We start from the raw sequence: 22,648 nt of genomic DNA, 5'->3' as shown, positions 1-22,648 counted from the left end.
GACAACCTTGTCCACAAGGTTAGCGTCTCTTTTTGTAGTGCAAGGTGAACCCTGTTAGAATGAAATTGGGGTTCTGGTGATAATAAATGGTAATAATTTTTAATCTTTTCTTTACATTTAATGAAACTTTTTAGGGAGTCATGCGTCTAATACTATGTTTTGTAAATGAACGTGGCAAAAATCACAGTTTCGTCCCTTACGGGCGATTGCGTTTTTGCGGGGATTATAAGGATTGCAGAGAGAGACATACTTTCCTTATATACTACTAATAGGAGCAGAAGGAGTCATACCATGAATTTGAAGAAAATTTCGTTAGTTGCAGTCCTGGCTATATCGCAGGTTGCAGCGGCAGTGCCGGCGTTTGCCGCCCCTGTAAGCACCTCTATCACAACTGGAAAAGTAGTTCAAGCAGCCGAGGCTACTCCTACGCCTGTGACGGCGCCAGAGCCTGAAGCTACTGACCCGCTGCCTCCTCTGGCTTCACCGGGAACTGCAACACCTACACCTACACCATTATCAACATCGACACCAACAGCGGTGCCTTCAGCATCAGCCATTCCTGCTGCAACGGTAGTACCATCGGCGACGCCGGTACCCGCACAATCAGCATTACCGGCAGTTACTCCCGGCACTATCACACCAAGTGGGACCACAGGGGGACAAATCATCCCAGCGGCCGGAGCAAACCAACTGATTCTTATGATGAACAGTAATAAAATGTATAAGAATGGCACCCCGTATTTGGCCAATCAGCCAATGGCGGTTAAATACGGCGTATCCTATGTATCGATTCGTGCCATGGTGGAAATGGTTGGCGTTAAATATACCTATGATACAAAAACAAAGGAAGTTATTGTAACCAAAGGTGACAGCATCATGCGTTTTAAGACAGACAGCAAGATCTATACGGTAAATGGCACCAAGGTACCCATGAAAGGGCCTGCCTACCAGTTCAAAGGTACCTTCATGATTCCTTTGACCTCGATTACAGGCGCTCTTTCCATTCCTTATACTGTTGATAACGTAGGGAAACGTGTCATTCTTACACTGAACACGAAGCCTACGGCCTCGTTTACTGTACAGCCGTCTGTAATTTATGCCGGACAAACGACTGTGAATTATGTAACCAAGAGTTCATCGCCTAACGGCACTGCAATTGTAAATGAGCAGTGGGGCGGCAATAAAATGGATATATACGATCAGCCAGGGTTTTATACAGTGACCTATTCGGTAATGGATGCTTCCGGACAATGGAGTGATCCGTATTCTGTGACTTTTCAAGTGCTCCAGCCAAACCAGCCGCCTGTTGCCAATTTCTCTTCCGATAAAGAGGAATACAAAATGGGTGAGCCGGTGACCCTTACCGACCTTAGTTATGACCCGGAAGGCGAAGAACTGACGGTTGAGTGGACGAACCGCGCACTGGCCTTTTTTAATCCGGGGCCTGTTTCGATCCAGCTTAAAGTAACTGACAAACACGGACTGAGCAGTTCGTTCGAGAAAACCATTAATATCACTAGTGAGCAGTTGTATACCCAGGATGAGGTAGCCAAATTGTTCACAGTTCCTGGTGACATTATCTCCATGGACGGCGGTTTGATTCCTGGATTGCCAAACCTGCAGTACAATTTGTCTTCCGAGGGATATAAGCTGATTCGCAGCAACAGTCCGGAAACGGTCAATTCGGAGGGTGTCCTGTACCGCGAAACATCGGTTGGACTAACCCGTTTCCTGGTTCACCACATGAACAATATGTCCACAAGACAGAAGCTGTATGTAATCGCAACGAACAATAACTTATACCCAACTACAATCACTACCCAATATTTGGGGATTGCAGGTCCGGCGACATCACCGGAATACACAGGCAAAATTTCGATCCAAAAGTATTACCAATCCATGCTTAATAATTCAAGTTATGGAACGATTACTCTTCAGCCGGGGCAAAGTATGCCTATCATGACAGATATCAGTAAAATCGCTATGAAACCTGGTGAAGTACTCTCGCTGAGTGCTGACTTGTCCAGTGATTTGGCAGTGCAGTATGACGTTGTAATGGTTGAGCAGACCAAAGATCCGGTTGCATTGTTGCCTACCCTGCCCCTTCTGGACCGTGATGGCGTACACAACCGGGGAACCTATGATGACTCTACCCGTGTAATCAGTGTCTTTGATGAGGTTGGAGCCACACAGTCGAAGCTTGTGCTTGGTGACAACAACAAAGACCTGAATCTGGTCGGTGTTGATCCGATGAGCGGAACAGCCGCTTCGAACTCAGGCAACTTCGGGGTTCTATACAAAATCAGACTCGAAAGTGTCGCCAAGAACACCCTGATTACTTTTAATCCGCGCGGAGGTAATTATCTGGGGTCTATAATGGTCAACGGATCGATTATCAATCTGCCGAACAAAGGGAATCTATCCAGCTCCGATATGAACGCTGTGCTCTATCGATCCGGCGAATATACAGGTCCGGTGGATATCATATTCTCGGTGGCTTCCGGCAGCAATCTTCCGGTTAACTTGGTCTTTACACCCATTCTGGCCAAAAAATAAACCGGGCAGTTTCGTCAAAAGGCCTGTCAGCATTCCCATATGGGAACGGCTGACAGGCCTTTTGCTGCAGGAGCCGCGAGGCTTTATTGACGGGGCTTTTGTTTTGGGGCATTATAAAGAGAGTGCAAAACAAAGACCATGTTATGGGAGATGAGCAAATGCTGTCGACAGATCAAATACTGGAAGCCATGTCGGGGCAGGGACTGCGAATCACCGATCAGCGCAAAACGCTTGCCAAGCTATTCGGCGAGAATACAGGGTATTTATCCGCGAAGGATGTATATGAGCATATGGGCCGTAAATACAGCGGGCTCAGCTTCGATACGGTGTACCGCAATCTTCGGATCATGGAGGAGCTTGGGGTGCTGGAGCAGGTGGTGTTTGAGGAGGGTGTCAAGTTCAAGGGCAGCTGCAATCAGGATCATCACCATCACCATATGATTTGCCTTCAATGCATGAAGACTTACCCGATCAATTTTTGCCCGATGAATCTAACGGATACGCCCGATCAGTTCCGGGTGGTCAAGCATAAATTTGAGGTGTTCGGATACTGCAAGGATTGTGAACAGAACCGCGAAGAAGAGACGCCCCTTGTGGCTCATGGCAAAGAAGGCCGCTGACATGGATATAGGACGCAAGACGATCCAGGCACCAATTCGTGTGTATCGCAAGTTCATTTCACCGATTAAACCGGCGACCTGCCGCTTCTATCCTACCTGCTCAGCCTATGCACTGGAAGCGATCGAAGTCCATGGTCCGGTGAAGGGCTCGTGGCTGGCAGCCAAGCGAATCGCCAGATGTCATCCCTTCCATCCCGGAGGACTTGATCCTGTGCCTCCGCGGGATGATCGGCACACCGGGGGAGAATCAGCAAAGGCAACTTGACATGGTTGCCTGAGATGCGTATATTTTGGATAATACGATGAATTCCAAGGAACGGATAAGTAAACCGGGACAACCATAACAGAGAGCCGGGAATGTGCTGAAAGCCGGTATGGTGAGAAGGTTGAAGATGGTCCGGGAGGAACTGTGGGCGAGCGGCAGGCCGTGCAAGGAGGCTGCGTAAGGTCACGGCGTGTTCCAGCGTTAATGGACAGTTCCCACTTCGGGAACTGGCGAAGCCTGTACTCTGCGAAGAGCCGGGGAATTTTGGGTGGTATCGCGTGAGTAATCCTCTCGCCCCATATTGGGGCGGGAGTTTTTTGTGTTTGAAATATAAGAATTTATATGTTTTACGAATGATCCTTATATTTCTCACTGAAACGGAACCCGTCCTTAATTGGACGTTGAAAGCCGTTTCCACTTGCAAAGACGAAAGGATGACTAGAAATGAGCGACAAGAAAACATTTTATCTGACAACCCCAATCTATTATCCGAGTGACAAGCTGCATATTGGCCATGCCTATTCGACGGTGGCCGGAGATGCAATGGCACGCTACAAGCGGCTGCGCGGCTATGCCGTACGTTACCTGACCGGTACGGATGAGCACGGGCAGAAGATTGAAGAGAAGGCTGCCAAGGCCGGCAAGACACCCCAGGAGTTCGTTGACGGGATCGTTGCCGGCATCAAAGACCTGTGGCGCAAGCTCGACATCTCGAATGATGATTTCATCCGCACAACTGAAGAGCGTCATAAAAAAGTGGTGGCGGATATTTTTGACCGGCTGCTGAAGCAAGGCGATATTTACAAAGGGGAATATGAGGGCTGGTACTGTATCTCGGATGAGACTTTTTACACCGAGACTCAGCTGGTGGATATCGAACGTGATGCGGATGGTAATATAACGGGTGGCAAAAGCCCGGACAGCGGACATCCCGTTGAACTGGTCAAGGAAGAAAGTTATTTCTTCCGGATGAGTAAATATGCTGACCGGCTGCTTCAGTTCTATGACGAGAATCCGGAGTTTATTTTACCGGAATCGCGCAAGAATGAAATGATTAACAACTTCATCAAACCGGGTCTGGAGGATCTTGCTGTTTCCCGGACAACCTTTGATTGGGGCGTAAAGGTCAAAGGTGATGACAAGCATGTGGTCTATGTGTGGATCGATGCGCTGACGAACTATATTACAGCTCTTGGATATGGCTCGGAGGACCGGAGCCTGTATGATCAGTTCTGGCCTGCAGACGTACACATTGTAGGTAAGGAAATTGTTCGCTTCCATACGATATACTGGCCGATCATCCTCATGGCACTCGGTGAGCCGCTGCCGAAGAAGGTATTCGCGCACGGCTGGCTCCTGATGAAGGACGGCAAAATGTCGAAGTCGAAGGGGAATGTGGTGGACCCTGTGACGCTGATTGACCGTTACGGTCTGGACGCGCTGCGCTACTATCTCCTGCGCGAGGTTCCTTTTGGCTCGGATGGGACCTTCACTCCAGAAAGCTTTGTCGACCGCATTAACTATGACTTGGCCAATGACCTTGGCAATCTGCTGAACCGTACGGGGGCCATGGTGGAAAAGTATTTCAATGGTGTGCTTCCGGCCTATGCAGGCAATGTGACGGCGTTTGACAACGAGCTTGAGATTGCGGCTCAGAATACTTATGCCAAAGTGGAAGAAGCAATGGAGAAGATGGAATTCTCCGTTGCACTTACCGCTATTGGTGCCTTCATCAGCCGGACGAATAAATACATCGACGAGACCCAGCCTTGGGTTCTTGCGAAGGATGAGAGCCGGAACGGTGAGCTGGCTTCCGTGATGAGACATCTCGTTGAAGGACTGCGCACAGCTTCAATCCTGCTGCAGCCGTTTCTGACAGAAGCACCGGCCAAGATCTGGCAGCAGCTAGGCATTGATAAGGGCGAGCTGACGACCTGGGACAGCGGCAAAACCTTTGGACTCATTCCAACCGGAACCAAGCTGGCCAAGGGTGATCCTATCTTCCCGCGTCTGGATGTGGCACAGGAAGTGGCCTATATCGCCGAAGCGATGGGCGCAGGCAAACCGGCAGAAGCAGAAACTGCCCCTGTTGCCAATGCGGGAGCTGTAGCAACTGTAGCGGTTGAGCCGGAAGAGGAGCACAAGGAAGAAATCGGTATTGATGATTTCGCCAAAGCTGAACTGCGTGTGGCTCAGGTGATTGCTGCTGAGCCGGTTAAGAAGGCGGACAAGTTGCTGAAGCTGCATCTGGATTTAGGGTATGAGCAGCGCCAGGTTGTCTCCGGCATTGCCAAGTTCTATACACCGGAGGAACTGGTGGGACGCAAGGTAATCTGTATCGTTAACCTGAAGCCGGTGAAGCTGCGGGGTGAGCTGTCTCAAGGAATGATCCTGGCAGCCTCCAAGGGCGACCAGCTGACCATTGCTACTGTGCCGGACAGCATGCCGAACGGCGCGATTGTGAAATAGGCTGGGCTAATCCAGCCTGAATTTATTGTTGAATCAAGGAACACCTGCCGCGGGTACCGGCAGGTGTTCCTTTTTTACAGGTATGTTTGTGGATATGATCGTAGTGAACTTATTGACTTATCGTAACGATTACTATTATAATTCAAATAGTAAAATTTACGATTTGAGGAGTCGATCAATCAAATGTTATACAAGAGCCTGCACAGGGGCGTGCTGCTTACGCTGACTTTGCTGGTATTTTTGCTGCTTGCAGCTTGTGGTCCGAAGAGCAGCGGGAGTATTGTCGAAGGTAAAGTGAATGTGATTACTACTTTTTATCCCATATATGAATTTGCCAGCGAGATTGGCGGGGAGGACATTAATGCCATCAACCTGCTGCCAGTGGGTGTAGAGCCGCATGATTGGACACCGCGCAGTCAGGATATTATCAACACCTCCAAAGCGCAGCTGTTCCTGTATAATGGTGCCGGGCTGGAAGGCTGGGTGCCGAATTTCCTCAAAAGTCTGGATAGTGACAGCAAGGTCCAAGCAACCCAGGTCAGCAAGGGTGTTGATTATATTATGTCCGATGAGGAAGACGGGCATGATCATGGAGGAGAAGGTGAAGCAGGGGGAGAGGTAAGTACGGATACTCTGCATACTGACCCTCATACTTGGGTAAGTCCGAAGTCAGCACTCATCATGGCTAAGAATATAAAAGAAAGTCTCCAGTCCGTGGACCCTTCGCATAAGGATGGTTATGAAGAGCGTTATAACAAGCTTGCCGAACGTCTTGAGACGCTGGATCGTAAATTCACCTCGGAGCTGACCAAACTTCCCAATCATGAAATTGTGGTTTCCCATCAAGCCTTTGCTTATCTGGCCCGTGATTATGGTTTGAAGCAGCATGCCATTATGGGGCTGTCGGCTGATGCGGAGCCACGAAGTCAGGACCTGCTTAAGCTTGCTGATCTGGTGAAGAAGGAAGGCATCCGCTACATTTTTTTCGAGGAGCTGGTATCTGACAAACTGGCCAAAACCCTTGCAGGGGAAGCCGGTGTATCCACGATGGTACTCAATCCGGTCGAGGGACTGACAGAGACGCAAGAGAAGAATGGGGACGACTACTTTACATTGATGGAGAAAAATTTGCAAAATCTCATTCTGGCCTTACAATAAAAAGGAAAGTATAAGTGAAAGGCGGTACTCACATGCAATCGGTATCCCTGGACTGCCATCAGCATATGATCGAAATACAGGATTTATCCTTTTCCTATGGAGAGCAGAAGGTGATTACAGACCTCAATTATACCGTGAAGGAACGGGATTTCCTGGGCATTATTGGTTCGAACGGCGCCGGTAAAACTACGCTTCTGAAAATGATTGTGGGCCTGCTCCCTGCAACTAGCGGTGAAATTAAGTTGTTCGGACAGCCGGTCAGAAAATTCAAGGATTGGGAACGGATCGGCTATGTGCCGCAGAAGAATGCATTCAATCCTCTGTTTCCTGCGACGGTGCGGGAGGTAGTATTGTCCGGACTATACAATAACAAAAACCTAATCCGCAGAATATCCAAGGCACAGCAGCAGAAATGCGACGATGCGCTGGAAGTGATGCGGATCCAGGACATCGCGGAGAAAAGAGTCGGCCAGTTGTCCGGCGGCCAGCAGCAGCGCGTCTTTTTGGCCCGGGCGCTGATCAATCATCCCGATCTGCTGATTCTGGACGAACCTACGGTCGGCATTGACGCCGAAACTCAGGCCGGATTCTTCGAATTGATTATGCATATGCATGCGCATCACCACATGACATTCCTGATGGTGTCGCATGACATCGACATGATCAAGAATTATCTGGGTAAGGACCCTGTGCAAAAAAACGGCAAAATCAATTTCTACTGCCGTCACTCTCATGACGCACAGGATTGCGAAGTAGATAACCTGCAGCATACACTTTCCTAGAGTGCTTCTTTGTCCAGGTTATCCAATCCATAGTACAACATAGGACGACCTGGTCATTGCTCTAGTCTTTTGGATTTAGGTAAACTCTTGCTCTTAGTCTTTACTCGGACCTAGATCCGTATGGGTATAGCGTGTCCCTTCAGGGACGAAAAGCGATCCTTCCTCTCACGTCTCCAAGCACCATCTAACTGTTCACTTACGAATGTTGCACTTAGCCGGGTGTCCAGAGGGCAGAGCCCTTGGAGCCCTCTCTTGGAAGGGAGGGTTTGGGAGGGATCGAATATAAAGGAGATTGTAATTTTGGACATTCTATTCAGTGATTTTTTTCAGCGGGCACTTGCAGGCGGGCTCATGATTGGCATTACCGCTCCGCTCATTGGTGTGTTTCTGGTGCTCCGCCGCTTGTCCATGATCGGTGATACACTGGCACATGTGACGATCGCAGGGGTAGCGCTCGGGTTCTTGACAGGTTTCTACCCGCTGGGGGCGGGGCTGATCTTTGCAGTAATGGCGGCTTTCGCCATTGAGAAGCTGCGCAAAGCATACAAAAGCTATGCCGAGCTATCGATCGCCATCATTATGTCGGGCGGTGTAGCGTTGGCTTCGCTTTTTTTCACCCTGGGCAAAGGGTATAATGCGGATGTAATGAGCTACTTGTTCGGCAGCATTTATACACTCGATAATACCGATCTCATAGTAGTGGGTACTGTGACCCTTGCGGTTGTGGTAGTGGTAACCTTATTTTTCAAAGAATTTTTCCTGCTTAGCTTTGAAGAGGATGCGGCCAGCGTGAGCGGGTTGCCTGTAAAGCTGCTTAATATGCTGATTACAGTTTTAACAGCGCTTGTCATCAGTACAGCTATCAAAATTGTCGGCTCATTGCTGGTGTCGGCCCTGCTGACCATTCCCGTGGCAATCAGCCTATTGCTCTCTCGGAGCTTCAAGTCCTCGGTCATGCTGTCGGTTATCATTGCTGAAATCGCGGTTGTGGGGGGGCTGGTAGTTGCGGGAATTTGGAATCTTGCACCTGGTGCGACGATTGTCCTGCTGCTGATTGCGCTGCTGACCTTGACCCTGATCGGTAAAAAAGGACTGCCGGCGTAAACTAGCCTGTGAGAGTATCCATTCATACGAAGTGACCCCTAACCCGGAAGGAGAGAAGCCACTTTGTCCAACCTGAATGCCGGAATTGCTTTTGCCGCTGGGGTTGCGTCGTTTATATCTCCATGCTGTCTGCCGCTATACCCGTCTTATCTGTCCTATATTACCGGTTTGTCCGTTCAGGAATTAAAAGCAGGGAGCAATACCCGGAAGGCCCGGTTCCATACCTTAAGCCATACGTTGGCTTTTATTCTTGGATTGTCTGCGGTGTTCTACACGATCGGGTTTGGTGCCGGTCTGTTTGGAGAAGTATTCCAGGAACAGCGTGACCTGATCCGTCAATTATCGGCTATTCTTGTGATATTGATGGGGCTATTCCTATTAGGCATCTTTCAGCCGAAGTTTCTCCTCCGGGAACACAAACTTAATATGAAGTGGAAACCCGCAGGATATTTAGGTTCATTCATCCTGGGAATTGGCTTCTCAGCAGGCTGGTCTCCATGCATTGGGCCGATCCTGACGCCGATCATTGCACTTTCGGCCAGCGACCAGGGGGCATGGTTTACGCTGATTACTGCCTATTGTATTGGGTTTGCACTGCCTTTCTTTGTGCTGGCCTTCTTCCTCGGGGGGGCCCGGCGGATTCTCAAATATTCCAATCTGCTTATGAAGGCAGGCGGCGGACTCATGATTTTTATGGGACTCCTGCTGTTTACAGATCAGATGTTCCGCATCACCATATGGCTGCAAGGAATTACACCGGACTGGTTGAAATTTTAGGTGAAATAATCGATCCCCGCTTCCGGAAAATGTTCGAAAATCCGCTCTGTGATAAATTCCCGCAGGGCGGTTTGCTGTTCATCGGGATAAACATATTTATACTGGCCCCAGCGGCCCCATTTCTTTTTGCGTTTCTCCATGTCCATTTCAAGTTTCGATTTCGGATAACGTTTCTCGATGACGGTCTTGGCCGTCTTGGTGAACCGGTGCTGAATCATCTCAAAAGTCAGGCCTTTGCCCGTCTCCGGCGGCAGCGTCTTAGCCAGCTTCTCGAGCAGTTCGGCATAGCCTTCCTGCCAGCCCTCATGCCAGATGATCGGAGCGATGATGAAACCAAGCGGATATCCTGCACGGGCGATTTTTCCGGCAGCTTCAATCCGTTCCTCAAAGCGTGAGGTCGCCGGCTCGAAATTTTTAATGACATAATCGGCGTTTATGCTGAACCGGACCCGGGTATGTCCGTTATGCTTCAAATGGAGCAGCGGCTCGACATGCTGGTATTTGGTAACAAAACGCAATCTTCCCAGCGGCTCTTCTGCCATGAAGTTGATCAGTTCTGCAAGAGAACCGGTGATATGCTCAAGTCCCAGTGGGTCTGAGGTACAGGCTGCTTCAAAAGAAGTAATCTCTGGCGCGCGCTCCTCCAGATACTTTTTGGCAGCGCCGATGATATCCTCTGTATTTACATAGACACGGATATATGGCTTGGCGCCCAGTGTTGTCTGCAGGTAGCAGTAATGACAATGCCCCATACAGCCGGTGGCAATAGGAATTGCATAGTCGGCAGAGGGCTTGGACTGGTCGAAGGTTAAGGTTTTGCGGATGCCCACTACGAGGGTCCGTTTGGCAATTTTATATTGCTCGACCTCCGTTTCTCCCGGAAGATTCGTGATCCGGTTGTGTGAGGTAGTCATACGATATGGGATATTCTGTGCTTTGACCCATTCCATAATCCGCGCCCCTTTGGGGAACTTTAGTGCCTCCGGCTCAAAAAAAACAAGTTCTGGAATAAACAGTCCGGTGGGCTTTTTTGGTTTCCTGACGGAAGGGCGTTCAGGCACTGCTAAAGTCATGAATGCACGCTCCTTATAAATGAGGATATTGTTATTGTGCCGAATTAAAGCCTGCGGAAACCGTGGTAAACATCGCTAATGGATACGGGAACTGTGCGCAGGACTTGCCAAGGAGCGGCAGAAACATGTATCATTGTTAGAGCAAGGTTGGCCCCCGCGCCACGCTCATTATAGAAAAGAGGTAAAGTTTAATGCCAACACCCAGCATGGAGGATTATTTGGAGCGCATATACAAGCTCATCGACGAGAAGGGTTATGCGCGGGTCTCGGATATTGCCGAGGGACTGGAAGTACACCCCTCCTCTGTGACCAAGATGATCCAAAAACTGGATAAGGACGAATATCTCATCTATGAGAAATATCGTGGGCTTGTCCTAACAAGCAAAGGAAAAAAAGTAGGAAAACGTCTCGTTGACCGTCATCAGCTGCTGGAGGAGTTTCTCGGCCTTATCGGAGTGCAGCAGGAACATATTTATAAGGATGTCGAAGGAATCGAGCATCATTTGAGCTGGGACTCCATTACGCGCATTGAGACGCTGGTGGAGTATTTTCGCCGTGATGAAGCGCGCCTGCAGACCTTATACGATATTCATCTTGAACTCGTCAGCGACTCATAAATGATGCAGTTTTTGTATGTATACCGCAACCTTTCCAGTTTTTTTACGTCATAACGGGTAACGTTCTTTTTTTGTTTTAAGGACTCCGTTTGACAAGTGAAACGGCCGTCTCCCTTTAACAAGGACGAGAGGGCCGTTTTCTTTTTTATACAATAATTCTATATTATACCGGGGAGGAATTATGAACTACCGTAAATGGATGCTAGGAGTGTTAGTATTGTTGTTGTGCCTGCCTATAGGGATGGGCAGCGTTAGAGCGGCGGGCCTGCAAATCACGATTGAGCTGGATGGCGAGGCGCTAAGCCCTGATGTACCGCCTTATATTACATCATCGAATGTAACCATGGTGCCTGCAGGTGTAGTCAGCAAGGGGTTGGGTGCAGCAGTAGAGTGGGATCAGAACACCAGGACGGCGACGATCAGCAAAGGGGAGAACGTGCTTAAACTGACAAGCGGCCTAAAGACTGCACTTGTCAATGATAATGCAGTAGGGCTGGATACCTCGGTGCAAATTGTGCAAGGACGGGTGATGGTTCCTCTGCGCTTCGTAAGTGAACAGCTTGGGCTGCAGGTGGTATGGAATCAGGCCGCTAAACATATCGCGTTATATTCTAACGCCGAGATTGGCGGACCCTCCACACCGTCAGTGCCTACAGTGCCAACGCCAAGCATACCAACTCCGATCGTACCGACACCGGTGAAACCAACACCAGCGGTCCCTTCAGTTCCTGGAGCGAAGGCATCCAAAGAAATGAAGGGTGCCTGGATCTCCACAGTGTTCAATCTGGACTGGCCGTCTACATCTTCAGCAGGCAATGAGACCAAGCAAAAGAAGGAATTCGACACGCTGCTGGATAAGCTGCAAAGTGCCGGATTTAATGCTGTATTCGTGCAGGTCAGACCCTCTGGTGACAGCCTGTATCCTTCTGTGCTCGTTCCCTGGTCCAAGGTGCTGACTGGAACACAAGGCAAGAATCCGGGTTATGATCCACTTGAATATATGGTCAGCGCCACCCACAACCGGGGTATGCAGTTCCATGCCTGGTTCAATCCGTTCCGTGCGACTACAGATGCCAGTACATCAGGCCTGGCTAGTAATCATGTAGTGAAAGCCCATCCGGAGTGGGTCGTCCCAGCAGAGAACAAGCTCTACATCAATCCAGGTATTCCTGAGGCGCGACAGCATATCATCGATACCGTAATGGAAGTGGTAAAAGGATACGACATTGATGGCGTTCATCTGGATGATTATTTTTATCCATCCGGTGTATCTTTTGCCGACGACGAGGCATTCAAGGCCTATAATCCCAAAGCGATCAGCTCCAAAGGGGATTGGCGAAGGGATAATATCAACGATTTCATCAGCCGTCTGGGTCAAGCGATTCATGGAGTGAAGTCCAATGTCTCCTTTGGTGTCAGCCCGTTTGGGGTCTGGCGCAACAAGAAAGCTGACAGTACCGGTTCCGACACCACGGCAGGTGTATCTGCTTATGATGACATGTATGCAGATACTCGGACCTGGATACGCAGTGGCTGGATCGACTATATTGCACCACAAATTTATTGGAGCCTATCTTTCAGTGCTGCCCGTTATGACAAGCTCGTGGACTGGTGGGTGAATGAGGTGAAGGGGACCGGAGTCAAGCTGTACATAGGACAGGCCACCTACAAAGTAGGAACCGACAAAAGTGCCGAATGGCAAAGCGGAGAACAGATTATCAACCAGCTGAAATATAATGAGAAATATGATGAGGTAGCCGGCAGCATTATGTTCAGAGCGAATGATATTGTGACCCGTGATCCATTTGGATTAGCGAGTCTGCTGACTTTTTATTTCAAGTCATGAAAATTCCCCCGTGCTCATAGATAAGCTATAGGATCTATGGAACGGGGGATTGCTGTCTATGGAGATCAATGCCGTGTTTGAAGGCGGTGGTGTCAAAGGGATCTCGCTCGCGGGCGCTGTTCAGGCTTCAGAGCGGGCGGGGGTGGTGTTTAAGCGGGTGGCGGGAACCTCTTCAGGCTCCATCATCGCCTCGCTGCTTGCGGCAGGTTATAACGGGGAGGCGATGAGCCGGATCATTAAGGGAACAAGCTTTTCCTCGTTTCTGAAACGGGGGGCGCTCTACAATACGGCTTATGTGGGCCCCGCAGTGCGTGTGTTGATCAAAAAAGGGCTGTATTCCGGAGAGGCACTGGAGTCGTGGATACGGGGGGTACTGAAGGAAAGGGGGCTTGTCACCTTTGGGGATTTGCCCCGCGGCAAGCTGTCCATTATCGCTTCCGATATTACGAACGGGCGTCTGATTGTACTTCCTGACGACTTGGAGCAGTATGGTATATCACCGGAAGGATTCGAAGTATCCAAAGCAGTGAGGATGAGCTGCAGTATTCCATATTTTTTTGATCCGGTGAGGCTGAGGATGAGCGGCGAGGCAGCCAAGGGGAAGCCATTTGCCGACCAATTTGTCTATATGGTGGACGGGGGCCTGCTCAGTAACTTTCCGCTGTGGCTGTTCGATGAGAAAGAAGAAGGCTTCAAAAGCCCGGGACGCAGAGTTCCAACCGTAGGCTATCAGATGATCGGCAAAACAGAGCCGCAGCCCCATCGGATTACCGGGCCTTTCAGCATGCTGCAGGCGATGGTAGGCACGATGCTGTCCGCCCATGATGAACGATATATTGAAACTGAGAAATTCGTGCGTACGGTTAAAATCCCCACTTTGGGCATCTCGATGACTGAGTTTAATATTTCAACAGAGAAGAGTGACGCGCTTTATAGCGCAGGGTACAGGGCTGGGGAGGATTTTTTCAAAAATTGGCGGCCGATTCCGAAGCCAACGATTTTCTAATAGACTTATTTGTATAAAAAAAGGCCTTCCCCCATTAGCTGTAACGTGGGAAGGCCTTTTGAAATCTATCGTTTAGAGGACGGCGGAGCTTCTAATGATATTTGGGAAGCTGCTCGTCGTTCTTGCCCTTACTGCCTTCAATCACCTGGAACGGATAGGTCTTGCGTTTACCCGTTGTAGCTGGCTGTGTCTTGCGAAGACCGGCGACCTTGGCCATGGTTTTTTGCGAAGGTTTTACCTTGGTTTTGGATCTGCCAGGACCCTGTCCATAGCCCGACTTAGCCGACCGGTAAGCATAAAACACAATTCCTAAAAGCAGTAACGGTATAATCAAAGACGTCAGTGCCCGGAAACCAAACATCATAAACTGTGTTACCACACCCAGTACCGCAAGCGACACTGTTATCCAAAAAATCAAAGCATGCTTGATCATAGACCACTCATCCTTTCGCAGGATCCAAAATTCCGCCTGACACACTTGCTTCCGAATATGCCCCTGCTTCGATTGCGGCATCCAGCTCCCGCATCCGGTTGAACGAGGCGATGGAGACTTCGACCATTTCATCTTTGGGCTCTTTGGTGGTGAGCAGCTGCAGCCACAGTCCGGGATAGCCGAGATATTTCAGTCCCGGAATATCTCTCACGGCATTGGTCCCTTTCAGAACCTCAAAGGAGATGCCGATGACGACCGGCAGCAGCACAATACGCTGCACTACACGTTCCACCAGGCTATCCCAAGGGAACACCGAGTAGATGATGACACCCAGGATGATCGTCAGCATCATGAAGCTGCTTCCGCAGCGGTAATGCAGACGACTGTATTTCTGGACATTTGCTACAGTGAGCTCTTCACCGGCTTCAAAAGCGCTGATGACCTTGTGCTCGGCACCATGGTACTGGAACAACCGCTTGACCACAGGAGTCTGGGAAATGGCCCAGAGATAGACGAGCAATAGTATCAGTTTAATTCCGCCTTCTACGAGGTTGTGCAGAATGTAGTTATCAAATGCATCCTTAAACAAAAAAGTTTCTACAAAGACAGGCACAAGAGTGAAAATCAGCTTGCCGAAGAGGAATGATAAAATACCCATAACTGCTACGCCAAAAATCATCCCCAGGCTCCAGCCCTCTTCCTTCTTCTTGGCTTTCTCCTGCTGTTTGGCTAGATCTTCAGGCTCTGCAGAATCTTCTGCATAGGATTCTGCAGAGTAATTCAAGTGTTTGGAGCCTTTGGCGCTGGAATCTATAATACTGACAAGGCCGCGGAGAAGCGGAATCTTGCGCAGCTTGACAACCCAGCTCTTATCGCTTCTCGGCACCTCCAAAAATGTGATTTCCTGATTCTTCCTTCTTACGGCTGTTACGTTAATATGCTTGCCGCCGAACATAACGCCTTCAATGACGGCCTGCCCGCCGTAACTTGGAGTTTCCTGGGACAACCAATTCACCTTCCCGTGTATTAATGTGATTTATATAATACATTGTAACTAATTTATGCTGACATTGCTAGTTGGATTGCCTTTTGCTGTACATACTAGGAACTGGGAGCAGAGAGACAGCACAAGCATTCCAACCATTGAAAGTGAGGCAGCAGAATGAGCAAATCCTATACGCAAAAATCGGAGCATACCAACCTATGGACTTTCTCCTTGGAACTGGGTTATTTCGCCGGGCTGATCTGGGGAGGAGCGCGCTGGCTGATGTATGCCATGCATTTTACAAAAGTGCTCCCGGGGTTTTTGGCCGAGCCTTTTTTTAAACATGATTTTTTGAAGACTTCGGCGGGACATCTTATAGGGTATCTATTTTTTATTGCCTGTTCGGTTATAGCGACCTTGCTCTATGTACTGCTCTTCCGCAAAATTAAGGGGCCTTGGCCGGGAATGATATACGGGGTGCTGTGGTGGTCGGCGATCTTCCTCGCCGGATCATGGCTGTTTCTGCAGCAGCCGCCATTTCGCCTGTCGTGGAACTCTGTAATCAGCGAGTTCTGCATCTTTTTACTCTGGGGATTGTTCATAGGATATACAGCGGCAATCGAGTATACGGATGAACGAAAACGTGAACAGAAGACAAAGCTTGCCTGAGCGCCCGAAAAAACTTCTCAAGGACATGACCCTATGTTAAAATACAATGTGGCTATTTCGAGAGGAGAATGAAAATGGGCAACAAGCGTGTCTCCAAGCTGCGGAAGGTTTTGCAGGAACAGGGATTGGATGCATTCTTAATAACCAGCGGCATTAACCGCCGCTATTTGAGCGGATTCACCGGTTCTTCCGGTTATGTTCTGGTTACCGGCGATGACAGCTATCTTCTGACTGACTTCAGGTATATGACACAGGCGGCGGAACAGGTAACAGGTATGAAGGTTGTTCAACACAGTTCGAAGTTTATTGACACTGTCCGCGAACTGCTGCAGGGTGCAAATGTCCGTATCGGTTTCGAGCAGGATGATGTGACTTTCAGTGCCTATACAGCCTATGCAGCTGCATTGCAGCCGGCGGTGCTGGTGCCGGTTTCCAAGGCTGTAGAGAATCTGCGGGCGTTCAAGGATGAAGAGGAACTGGCGGTTATGCAGCGTGCTGCCGATCTGGCGGATGCTACGTTCAGTCACATCCTGAATGTGATCAAGCCCGGCATGACCGAACGTGATGTGGATCTTGAAATGGAATTCTACATGCGCACCCACGGCGCAACCTGTTCTTCGTTCGATACGATTGTCGCTTCCGGTGAACGGTCGGCAATGCCGCATGGTGTGGCAAGCAGCAAGGTCATTCAGAACAATGAATTCGTAACCTTCGATTTCGGTGCACTGTTGGACGGCTACTGCTCGGACGTAACTCGTACTATAGCTCTGGGCTCTCCGGACCCCAAGCTGAAAGAAATTTACGATATTGTGCTTGAAGCTCAGCTACATACGCTGGCAAATATCAAGCCGGGTATGACCGGTCGGGAATGCGATGCGTTAGCACGTGATATTATCACCCGCTATGGCTACGGGGAATATTTCGGACACAGCACAGGGCACGGTTTGGGTATGGAGGTTCATGAATACCCTCGTTTGTCCAAGCTGGCTGATGAAATTATGCAACCGGGCATGGTCGTGACTGTGGAGCCGGGTATTTACTTGTCCGGACTTGGCGGTGTGCGGATCGAAGATGATATCGTAATCACCGAGAGCGGCATTTCGCTGCTGACTCATTCTTCAAAGGATTATTTGGTACTGTAAGACTGCTTTAATCGGGTAAATTATTGATTCCAGGAGGGATTTTTAGTGATTTCAGTTAACGATTTCAAAACAGGCTTGACCGTAGAAGTAGAGGGTGATATTTTTACTGTCATCGATTTCCAGCATGTGAAGCCAGGTAAAGGTGCCGCATTCGTGCGCTCCAAGCTTAAGAACCTGCGCAACGGCAACACCGTTGAACGTACCTTCCGTGCCGGTGAAACCATTGGCCGTGCCATCATCGAAAACCGTGGAGTACAATATCTGTATGCAAGCGGATCGGAACATGTATTCATGGACAATGAAACCTACGATCAGTTCGAGCTGTCTGCCAAACAATTAGAATGGGAGCTTAACTTCCTCAAAGAAAATATGACCGTAAATATCGTCAGCTTCAAAGGTGAAATCCTCGGCATTAACCTGCCTACCAGCGTTGAACTGAAGGTTACTGAAACAGAACCGGGTGTTAAAGGGAACACGGCTCAAGGCGCAACCAAAGCGGCTGTACTGGAAACAGGCCATACGGTTCAGGTTCCGCTGTTCATCAATGAAAACGATGTTCTGCTGGTTGATACCCGCGAAGGCAAATATATTTCCCGCGCTTAGAATTTCCCAGAGTAGAGATGCAGTTTTTTCTGCACCAGCCTCCCCGCATATGCGGCGGGGCTTTTTTCGTACCATCCGGTTAGCCAGAAACTGTGTTCAGATTAGAATTTTTGTGAAACCATTAACGCATGAGGTGTTTTTCGTATTATACTGGTTTAAAGCACGAAATTAATTCTAGGCTGTTACATAGACCGAAATAGGGAGTGAAATGGACTTTGTCACTTTATGTCATGAAATTCGGAGGCAGCTCCGTCGGCGACATTGAACGAATGAAACGCGTTGCGGGGCGCATCGCAGCCAAGCAGGATGAGGGTCACCGCTGCGTTGTGGTTGTATCCGCTATGGGAGATACTACGGATGAATTGATCGATCAGGCCAAGCAGCTGAACGGGCAGCCGCCTGCACGCGAAATGGATATGCTAATGACTACCGGAGAACAAATCTCTGTGGCGCTGCTCTCCATTGCCCTGCATGGGATTGGCCGCAGCGCTGTATCGTATACTGGCTGGCAGGCAGGCTTTCGGACGGACGGGACACATGGCCGGGCACGGATCAATGAAATCGTTCCACGCCGCGTCCTGGAGTCCCTGGAGCGTGAGCAGATCGTAATTGTGGCCGGTTTTCAGGGGATGACCCTGGACGGAGAGATTACCACACTGGGCCGTGGGGGCTCGGATACCACAGCGGTAGCGTTGGCCGCCGCCATCAAAGCGGATGTCTGTGAAATCTACACGGATGTAGACGGCATTTATTCTACGGATCCGCGTATTGTCAAGACAGCGCGCAAGCTGAAGGAGATCTCTTACGATGAGATGCTGGAGCTGGCTAATCTGGGAGCAGCTGTGCTGCATCCGCGGGCTGTAGAATATGCGAAGCGATATCAAGTGAAGCTGGTCGTCAGATCGAGCTTTAATCATAATGAAGGTACTGTTGTGAAGGAGGAAGCAAGCATGGAGCAGGGTGTAGTAGTTAGCGGAATTGCTTATGACAAGAATGTGGCGCGGATTAGTATTTTGGGCGTGCCCGATGAGCCGGGTGTGCTTGCCCAGGTCTTCGGCAAGCTTGCCGAAGAGGGGGTTGACGTCGATATTATCGTACAGAGCGGTGTTCAGAACGAGAAGGCTGACTTCTCCTTTACCGTCGCACTGAGCGAGCTGGCGCATGCTAAAGAGGTGATTGAGGGGCTCCACAGCGCGCTTCCTTACCGCGAAGTTACTTCCGAGGATAATCTGGTCAAGGTATCCATTGTCGGCGCGGGTATGGTCAGCCATCCTGGTGTAGCGGCGCAAATGTTCGAAGTGATCTCCAAGGAAGGTGTGAGCATCAAGATGGTCAGCACCTCCGAGATCAAAGTGTCCTGTGTCATTGAATCCGGCAATCTGCAAAAGATCATCCAGGCGCTTCACACCGCCTACAATCTGGATACAGAAGAGCAGGCATTTGTGGGTGGACCCAAAGACCGCCGCTAGAAGCCTTACTCATATGAAATGCCCCGAAGCCTTAATTGGCTTCGGGGCATTTTTTTATCCCAATCTTCTGAACCGGCCAACAATCTCCACAGTCTCCAGCACGTTCACGAATGATTTGGGGTCTGTCTCAAGGATCGTCTTGCGCAGCTCGGCCAGCTCGTAGCGGGTGGTTACGGTCATGAGCATGGTATTGCCCTCGTGGCTGTATCCGCCTTCCGCATTGACTACAGTGACGCCATGAGGCAGACAAGTAAGGCGGCTCAGCATCTTTTCGCGCTCCTTGGTGACAATGAAGCAGGTCAGCTTGATATGGCGGATATGGATCATATCGACTACACGGCTTTTGACGAAAATACAGAGCATGGCGTACAGGGCGGAGTCCCAGCTTTTGAAGAAGCCCAGGCTCAGTATGACCAGTCCATCCATTACAAACAGTACGGTGCCCATCGGAATATCGCGTTTGCGGGTAATGATGGAGCCCAGGATATCAAATCCCCCGGAAGATCCTCCGGCACGAAGTGAGAAGCCTACCCCCCCTGCGATGATAACTCCGCCAAAGATACTCGCCAGAATAGGATCTTTGGTCAGCTTGATTAACGGAATAATGTTGAGAAACCATGTAGTCGACACGACCGACAGCAGACTATAGCAGATGTATTTTTTTCCTACAGCGACAAAACCCCAAATCAGGATGGGCAGATTGATGGCGAAATAATACAGCGAAATGTACTTTGGATGGCTTAGATAACCGATGACGGATGCCGTTCCCGCAACTCCGCCACTCAGCAGCTGATGCGGAATGAGGAACAGGCGCAGCCCGCTCGCTAACAGAAAGGCCGAGAAAATAATAATGGCGACTTCTTTGACTTGCTTGGCTACGGGCCCTGAAACGAGCGGCACTACAACATTGCGAACTTGCATGACATGAATCCCCTCTTCTTCCGGTGTCTAGATAGTCTGTCCAACAACGAGTACTTCTATTTTCCAAATTAACATGTTTGAAACGTGCAAAATATATTTTATCATACTGATGATATTTTTTTATAGAGGGGGGCACTATGATTTCTTTCACACTTTGATTGGTATAATCGTTCATTTCTTCTTGTCTAAAGCGGGCCCGTCCCGCATATCCATGGATTACAGCACGAAATATCGTAAGAATCCTAAGATATGATTTTTTTGAAAGGAGTGAAAAGGAATGGACAAGTATGTGAGCTGGATGGCAGCGCTGCGGCTGCTCTCAGGTAGTGTGGAAATAATGGCGGCCCTGATCATGCTGAAGCTGAACCAGGTGGACAAGGCACTGGCGGTCAATTCCGGATTGGCTCTTGTAGGGCCGACTATTCTGATTCTGACTACGGCAGTCGGACTGACGGGGATGGCACAGGAGTTGTCTTGGGGCAAGCTTGGCTGGATTGGCTGCGGGGTAGCCTTTCTCTTAATCGGAATTCTAAAAAAATGATAGATGATAGTCATAAAGCACGCGTACAAGCATAAGTATGGATTAAAGCTATTTAAAGAAGAGGACAACTTGGGGGTACTCTGTATGGCTAATGAATGGCTGCTATTGTTTCCTGAAAAAGTAAGAGCACTGCTGAGAGGCTTGCCGGCTCCGCTGCTCGAAAAAGTGGAAGAGATCCGCGTCCGCGAAGGGCGCCCGCTGGAAATCAATTATTCCGGGGGCAAATACCATTTTCTCGGCCCAGGCGGAAGCCTGACGCTGAACCCCGAAGAAGCGTACAAGCCGGACCGTGAAGATGCGCACAGGCTGCTGGACCTGATCAGCAATCATTCGCTCTATACAATGGAAGAGGAGCTTCGCAAGGGGTTCATTACGATTCCCGGGGGACACCGGATTGGATTGGCCGGACGGACCGTGCTGAGCGGCGGGGGTGTGGAGCATCTGCGGGACATTACCGGTTTTAATGTGCGGATTGCACGGGAGGTGCTGGGCATTGCCGACGGCATTCTGCCTTACCTGCTCGACAAGGGACGGCAGCGGATCCTGCATACGCTGATTCTCTCGCCGCCACAGCATGGCAAAACCACTCTGCTGCGCGATCTTGCCAGACAGATCTCAGCAGGTGGAAAGAACATGCGAGAGGGCAGCCGGCCCGGCCTGAAGGTCGGCATCGTAGATGAACGCTCCGAAATCGCCGGCAGCCGCCGCGGCATTCCCGCTTTTGATGTCGGTCCCCGGACGGATATCCTCGACGGTTGCCCCAAAGCCGAAGGGATGATGATGATGATCCGGTCGCTCTCGCCCGATGTGCTGATCGCCGATGAGATCGGCCGCCTCGAGGATGCCGACGCCGTGACCGAAGCGCTTCACGCGGGCATTTCGGTCGTCGCTTCTGCCCACGGCAAGGAAGTATCTGAGCTGGCCCGGCGGCCTGGCCTGGGTGCACTCTTGGAGCACCGGATGTTCGAGCGGTATGTCATCCTGCACCGGGCAGAAGCGGGATTAACCTTCCGGATATTGGACGGGCAGAAGCGCAGCCTGCTATTGGTCTCGCCTGGGGAAACACTGGGCGGTGAACGCCATGCTTAAGCTGTTCGGAGCAGTGCTTATTGTCCTGGCAGGCACGCTGGCCGGCTTCAAGCGGGCTGCACAGTATGCAGACAGGCCACGGCACATCAGAGGCCTGATCGCAGCCCTGCAGCGGCTGGAGACCGAGATTCAATATGGCTATACCCCGCTGCCGGAAGCACTGCGCCGGATCGGGATGCAGTCGAAGGAGCCGCTGAGAGCTTTTTTCATCACTGCGGCCGTGGAGATGAGCCCCCCGCTGGACCGCAGCGCCGAAGAAGCGATCTCCATGGCGATGGAGGAGCACTGGAGGGCGGCTTCGTTGAAAGGCACGGAGAAGGAGATACTCCGTCAGCTCAGCTGCACGCTGGGCACGAGCGACAGATCGAATCAGAGCACTCACATCGCGCTGGCTTTGCAGCAGTTGAAGCAGGAGGAGACAGTGGCCAGAGAAGATCAGGGCAGATATGAAAAAATGAGCAAAAGCCTGGGTCTGCTGCTTGGAGCATTGATCGTCATATTGATCTTTTAGCGAGGTGCCAGG

General features: G+C 50.2%; 22 protein-coding genes. 18 read left to right on the top strand and 4 right to left on the bottom strand.

The genetic code is table 11. The features are described from left to right. The first annotated feature begins 291 nt into the window (after window positions 1-291). The 8 genes from A3849_RS25330 (at window position 292) to A3849_RS25295 (ending at window position 9,731) form a co-directional block, all read left to right on the top strand. Entirely contained in the window at window positions 292-2,556 is a 2,265-nt protein-coding gene (locus A3849_RS25330) for a stalk domain-containing protein (RefSeq protein ID WP_074113871.1), read from the top strand. A gap of 158 nt (window positions 2,557-2,714) precedes the next feature. After that, a complete protein-coding gene (locus A3849_RS25325) occupies window positions 2,715-3,176 on the top strand; it encodes a Fur family transcriptional regulator (RefSeq protein WP_074113870.1) in 462 nt (153 codons plus the stop codon). 1 nt (window position 3,177) lies between these two features. Beyond that, window positions 3,178-3,441 carry a membrane protein insertion efficiency factor YidD gene (gene yidD / locus A3849_RS25320; RefSeq protein ID WP_074113869.1) on the top strand — a complete coding sequence of 88 codons (264 nt, stop codon included), beginning with the start codon at window positions 3,178-3,180 and terminating at the stop codon, window positions 3,439-3,441. A 444-nt stretch (window positions 3,442-3,885) separates the two neighbouring features. Then, window positions 3,886-5,910: a methionine--tRNA ligase gene (gene metG / locus A3849_RS25315; RefSeq protein WP_074113868.1), complete on the top strand. Its 2,025-nt coding sequence runs from the start codon at window positions 3,886-3,888 to the stop codon at window positions 5,908-5,910. A gap of 183 nt (window positions 5,911-6,093) precedes the next feature. Then, window positions 6,094-7,068, top strand: a complete 975-nt coding sequence (locus tag A3849_RS25310; RefSeq protein ID WP_074113867.1) for a metal ABC transporter solute-binding protein, Zn/Mn family — start codon at window positions 6,094-6,096, stop codon at window positions 7,066-7,068. Between the two features lie 32 nt (window positions 7,069-7,100). After that, window positions 7,101-7,850, top strand: coding sequence for a metal ABC transporter ATP-binding protein (locus A3849_RS25305; RefSeq protein ID WP_074113866.1), 750 nt, complete (start codon window positions 7,101-7,103; stop codon window positions 7,848-7,850). Window positions 7,851-8,150: 300 nt separating this feature from the next. Next, window positions 8,151-8,954 (top strand): metal ABC transporter permease, encoded by an 804-nt coding sequence (locus A3849_RS25300; protein ID WP_074113865.1) that lies wholly within the window; start codon window positions 8,151-8,153, stop codon window positions 8,952-8,954. A gap of 63 nt (window positions 8,955-9,017) precedes the next feature. Beyond that, window positions 9,018-9,731 carry a cytochrome c biogenesis CcdA family protein gene (locus A3849_RS25295; protein WP_074113864.1) on the top strand — a complete coding sequence of 238 codons (714 nt, stop codon included), beginning with the start codon at window positions 9,018-9,020 and terminating at the stop codon, window positions 9,729-9,731. Here A3849_RS25295 and splB read toward each other — a convergent pair. Beyond that, on the bottom strand, window positions 9,728-10,804 hold the full coding sequence (gene splB / locus A3849_RS25290) for a spore photoproduct lyase (RefSeq protein WP_074113863.1): 1,077 nt from the start codon (window positions 10,802-10,804) through the stop codon (window positions 9,728-9,730). The genes A3849_RS25295 and splB overlap by 4 nt on opposite strands. A gap of 191 nt (window positions 10,805-10,995) precedes the next feature. Between splB and mntR the strand changes: the two genes are divergently transcribed. The 3 genes from mntR (at window position 10,996) to A3849_RS25275 (ending at window position 14,273) form a co-directional block, all read left to right on the top strand. Further along, window positions 10,996-11,421 (top strand): transcriptional regulator MntR, encoded by a 426-nt coding sequence (gene mntR / locus A3849_RS25285; protein WP_019909637.1) that lies wholly within the window; start codon window positions 10,996-10,998, stop codon window positions 11,419-11,421. A 181-nt stretch (window positions 11,422-11,602) separates the two neighbouring features. Next, window positions 11,603-13,267, top strand: coding sequence for a family 10 glycosylhydrolase (locus tag A3849_RS25280; RefSeq protein ID WP_074113862.1), 1,665 nt, complete (start codon window positions 11,603-11,605; stop codon window positions 13,265-13,267). Window positions 13,268-13,325: 58 nt separating this feature from the next. Next, entirely contained in the window at window positions 13,326-14,273 is a 948-nt protein-coding gene (locus A3849_RS25275; protein ID WP_074113861.1) for a patatin-like phospholipase family protein, read from the top strand. A 91-nt stretch (window positions 14,274-14,364) separates the two neighbouring features. On the opposite strand, the gene A3849_RS25270 is transcribed toward A3849_RS25275, so the two are convergent. Next, window positions 14,365-14,706: a hypothetical protein gene (locus A3849_RS25270; RefSeq protein WP_074113860.1), complete on the bottom strand. Its 342-nt coding sequence runs from the start codon at window positions 14,704-14,706 to the stop codon at window positions 14,365-14,367. A gap of 7 nt (window positions 14,707-14,713) precedes the next feature. After that, complete coding sequence (locus A3849_RS25265) at window positions 14,714-15,661, bottom strand: DUF1385 domain-containing protein (RefSeq protein WP_143186213.1); 948 nt, start codon at window positions 15,659-15,661, stop codon at window positions 14,714-14,716. Between the two features lie 207 nt (window positions 15,662-15,868). Here A3849_RS25265 and A3849_RS25260 point away from each other — a divergent pair, with 207 nt between their 5' ends. The 4 genes from A3849_RS25260 (at window position 15,869) to A3849_RS25245 (ending at window position 19,574) form a co-directional block, all read left to right on the top strand. Continuing rightward, window positions 15,869-16,360, top strand: a complete 492-nt coding sequence (locus tag A3849_RS25260; protein ID WP_074113859.1) for a YqhR family membrane protein — start codon at window positions 15,869-15,871, stop codon at window positions 16,358-16,360. A gap of 74 nt (window positions 16,361-16,434) precedes the next feature. Further along, window positions 16,435-17,502: a M24 family metallopeptidase gene (locus A3849_RS25255; protein ID WP_074113858.1), complete on the top strand. Its 1,068-nt coding sequence runs from the start codon at window positions 16,435-16,437 to the stop codon at window positions 17,500-17,502. A 45-nt stretch (window positions 17,503-17,547) separates the two neighbouring features. After that, complete coding sequence (efp, locus tag A3849_RS25250) at window positions 17,548-18,105, top strand: elongation factor P (protein ID WP_074085298.1); 558 nt, start codon at window positions 17,548-17,550, stop codon at window positions 18,103-18,105. 215 nt (window positions 18,106-18,320) lie between these two features. Further along, window positions 18,321-19,574: an aspartate kinase gene (locus A3849_RS25245; protein ID WP_074113857.1), complete on the top strand. Its 1,254-nt coding sequence runs from the start codon at window positions 18,321-18,323 to the stop codon at window positions 19,572-19,574. Between the two features lie 54 nt (window positions 19,575-19,628). Here A3849_RS25245 and A3849_RS25240 read toward each other — a convergent pair whose 3' ends face one another. Beyond that, on the bottom strand, window positions 19,629-20,495 hold the full coding sequence (locus A3849_RS25240) for a YitT family protein (protein ID WP_074113856.1): 867 nt from the start codon (window positions 20,493-20,495) through the stop codon (window positions 19,629-19,631). A gap of 277 nt (window positions 20,496-20,772) precedes the next feature. On the opposite strand from A3849_RS25240, the gene A3849_RS25235 reads away from it, so the two are divergent. The 3 genes from A3849_RS25235 (at window position 20,773) to spoIIIAB (ending at window position 22,636) form a co-directional block, all read left to right on the top strand. Continuing rightward, window positions 20,773-21,036 carry a YqhV family protein gene (locus A3849_RS25235; RefSeq protein WP_074113855.1) on the top strand — a complete coding sequence of 88 codons (264 nt, stop codon included), beginning with the start codon at window positions 20,773-20,775 and terminating at the stop codon, window positions 21,034-21,036. An 84-nt stretch (window positions 21,037-21,120) separates the two neighbouring features. Then, window positions 21,121-22,125, top strand: a complete 1,005-nt coding sequence (spoIIIAA, locus tag A3849_RS25230; protein WP_074113854.1) for a stage III sporulation protein AA — start codon at window positions 21,121-21,123, stop codon at window positions 22,123-22,125. Next, complete coding sequence (gene spoIIIAB, locus A3849_RS25225) at window positions 22,118-22,636, top strand: stage III sporulation protein SpoIIIAB (protein ID WP_074113853.1); 519 nt, start codon at window positions 22,118-22,120, stop codon at window positions 22,634-22,636. Before spoIIIAA ends, spoIIIAB begins: the two co-directional genes overlap by 8 nt. Window positions 22,637-22,648: the final 12 nt, after the last annotated feature.

The sequence above is a fragment of the Paenibacillus sp. P46E genome (genome assembly GCF_001909095.1).
Classification (GTDB): domain Bacteria; phylum Bacillota; class Bacilli; order Paenibacillales; family Paenibacillaceae; genus Paenibacillus_AQ; species Paenibacillus_AQ helianthi.
Note: the sequence above shows the minus strand (reverse complement) of the source record. Positions and strands in the feature narration are given on the sequence as shown.

What these genes read in the sequence shown, in the direction of transcription:
- mntR (WP_019909637.1), top strand. Translation starts at nt 10,996, where the DNA reads ATGCCAACACCCAGCATGGAGGATTATTTGGAGCGCATATACAAGCTC.
- A3849_RS25275 (WP_074113861.1), top strand. Translation starts at nt 13,326, where the DNA reads ATGGAGATCAATGCCGTGTTTGAAGGCGGTGGTGTCAAAGGGATCTCG.
- A3849_RS25280 (WP_074113862.1), top strand. Translation starts at nt 11,603, where the DNA reads ATGAACTACCGTAAATGGATGCTAGGAGTGTTAGTATTGTTGTTGTGC.
- A3849_RS25325 (WP_074113870.1), top strand. Translation starts at nt 2,715, where the DNA reads ATGCTGTCGACAGATCAAATACTGGAAGCCATGTCGGGGCAGGGACTG.
- A3849_RS25310 (WP_074113867.1), top strand. Translation starts at nt 6,094, where the DNA reads ATGTTATACAAGAGCCTGCACAGGGGCGTGCTGCTTACGCTGACTTTG.
- yidD (WP_074113869.1), top strand. Translation starts at nt 3,178, where the DNA reads ATGGATATAGGACGCAAGACGATCCAGGCACCAATTCGTGTGTATCGC.
- A3849_RS25330 (WP_074113871.1), top strand. Translation starts at nt 292, where the DNA reads ATGAATTTGAAGAAAATTTCGTTAGTTGCAGTCCTGGCTATATCGCAG.
- A3849_RS25260 (WP_074113859.1), top strand. Translation starts at nt 15,869, where the DNA reads ATGAGCAAATCCTATACGCAAAAATCGGAGCATACCAACCTATGGACT.
- spoIIIAA (WP_074113854.1), top strand. Translation starts at nt 21,121, where the DNA reads ATGGCTAATGAATGGCTGCTATTGTTTCCTGAAAAAGTAAGAGCACTG.
- splB (WP_074113863.1), bottom strand. Translation starts at nt 10,804, where the DNA reads ATGACTTTAGCAGTGCCTGAACGCCCTTCCGTCAGGAAACCAAAAAAG.
- A3849_RS25270 (WP_074113860.1), bottom strand. Translation starts at nt 14,706, where the DNA reads ATGATCAAGCATGCTTTGATTTTTTGGATAACAGTGTCGCTTGCGGTA.
- metG (WP_074113868.1), top strand. Translation starts at nt 3,886, where the DNA reads ATGAGCGACAAGAAAACATTTTATCTGACAACCCCAATCTATTATCCG.
- A3849_RS25240 (WP_074113856.1), bottom strand. Translation starts at nt 20,495, where the DNA reads ATGCAAGTTCGCAATGTTGTAGTGCCGCTCGTTTCAGGGCCCGTAGCC.
- A3849_RS25305 (WP_074113866.1), top strand. Translation starts at nt 7,101, where the DNA reads ATGCAATCGGTATCCCTGGACTGCCATCAGCATATGATCGAAATACAG.
- spoIIIAB (WP_074113853.1), top strand. Translation starts at nt 22,118, where the DNA reads ATGCTTAAGCTGTTCGGAGCAGTGCTTATTGTCCTGGCAGGCACGCTG.
- A3849_RS25255 (WP_074113858.1), top strand. Translation starts at nt 16,435, where the DNA reads ATGGGCAACAAGCGTGTCTCCAAGCTGCGGAAGGTTTTGCAGGAACAG.
- A3849_RS25265 (WP_143186213.1), bottom strand. Translation starts at nt 15,661, where the DNA reads ATGTTCGGCGGCAAGCATATTAACGTAACAGCCGTAAGAAGGAAGAAT.
- A3849_RS25235 (WP_074113855.1), top strand. Translation starts at nt 20,773, where the DNA reads ATGGACAAGTATGTGAGCTGGATGGCAGCGCTGCGGCTGCTCTCAGGT.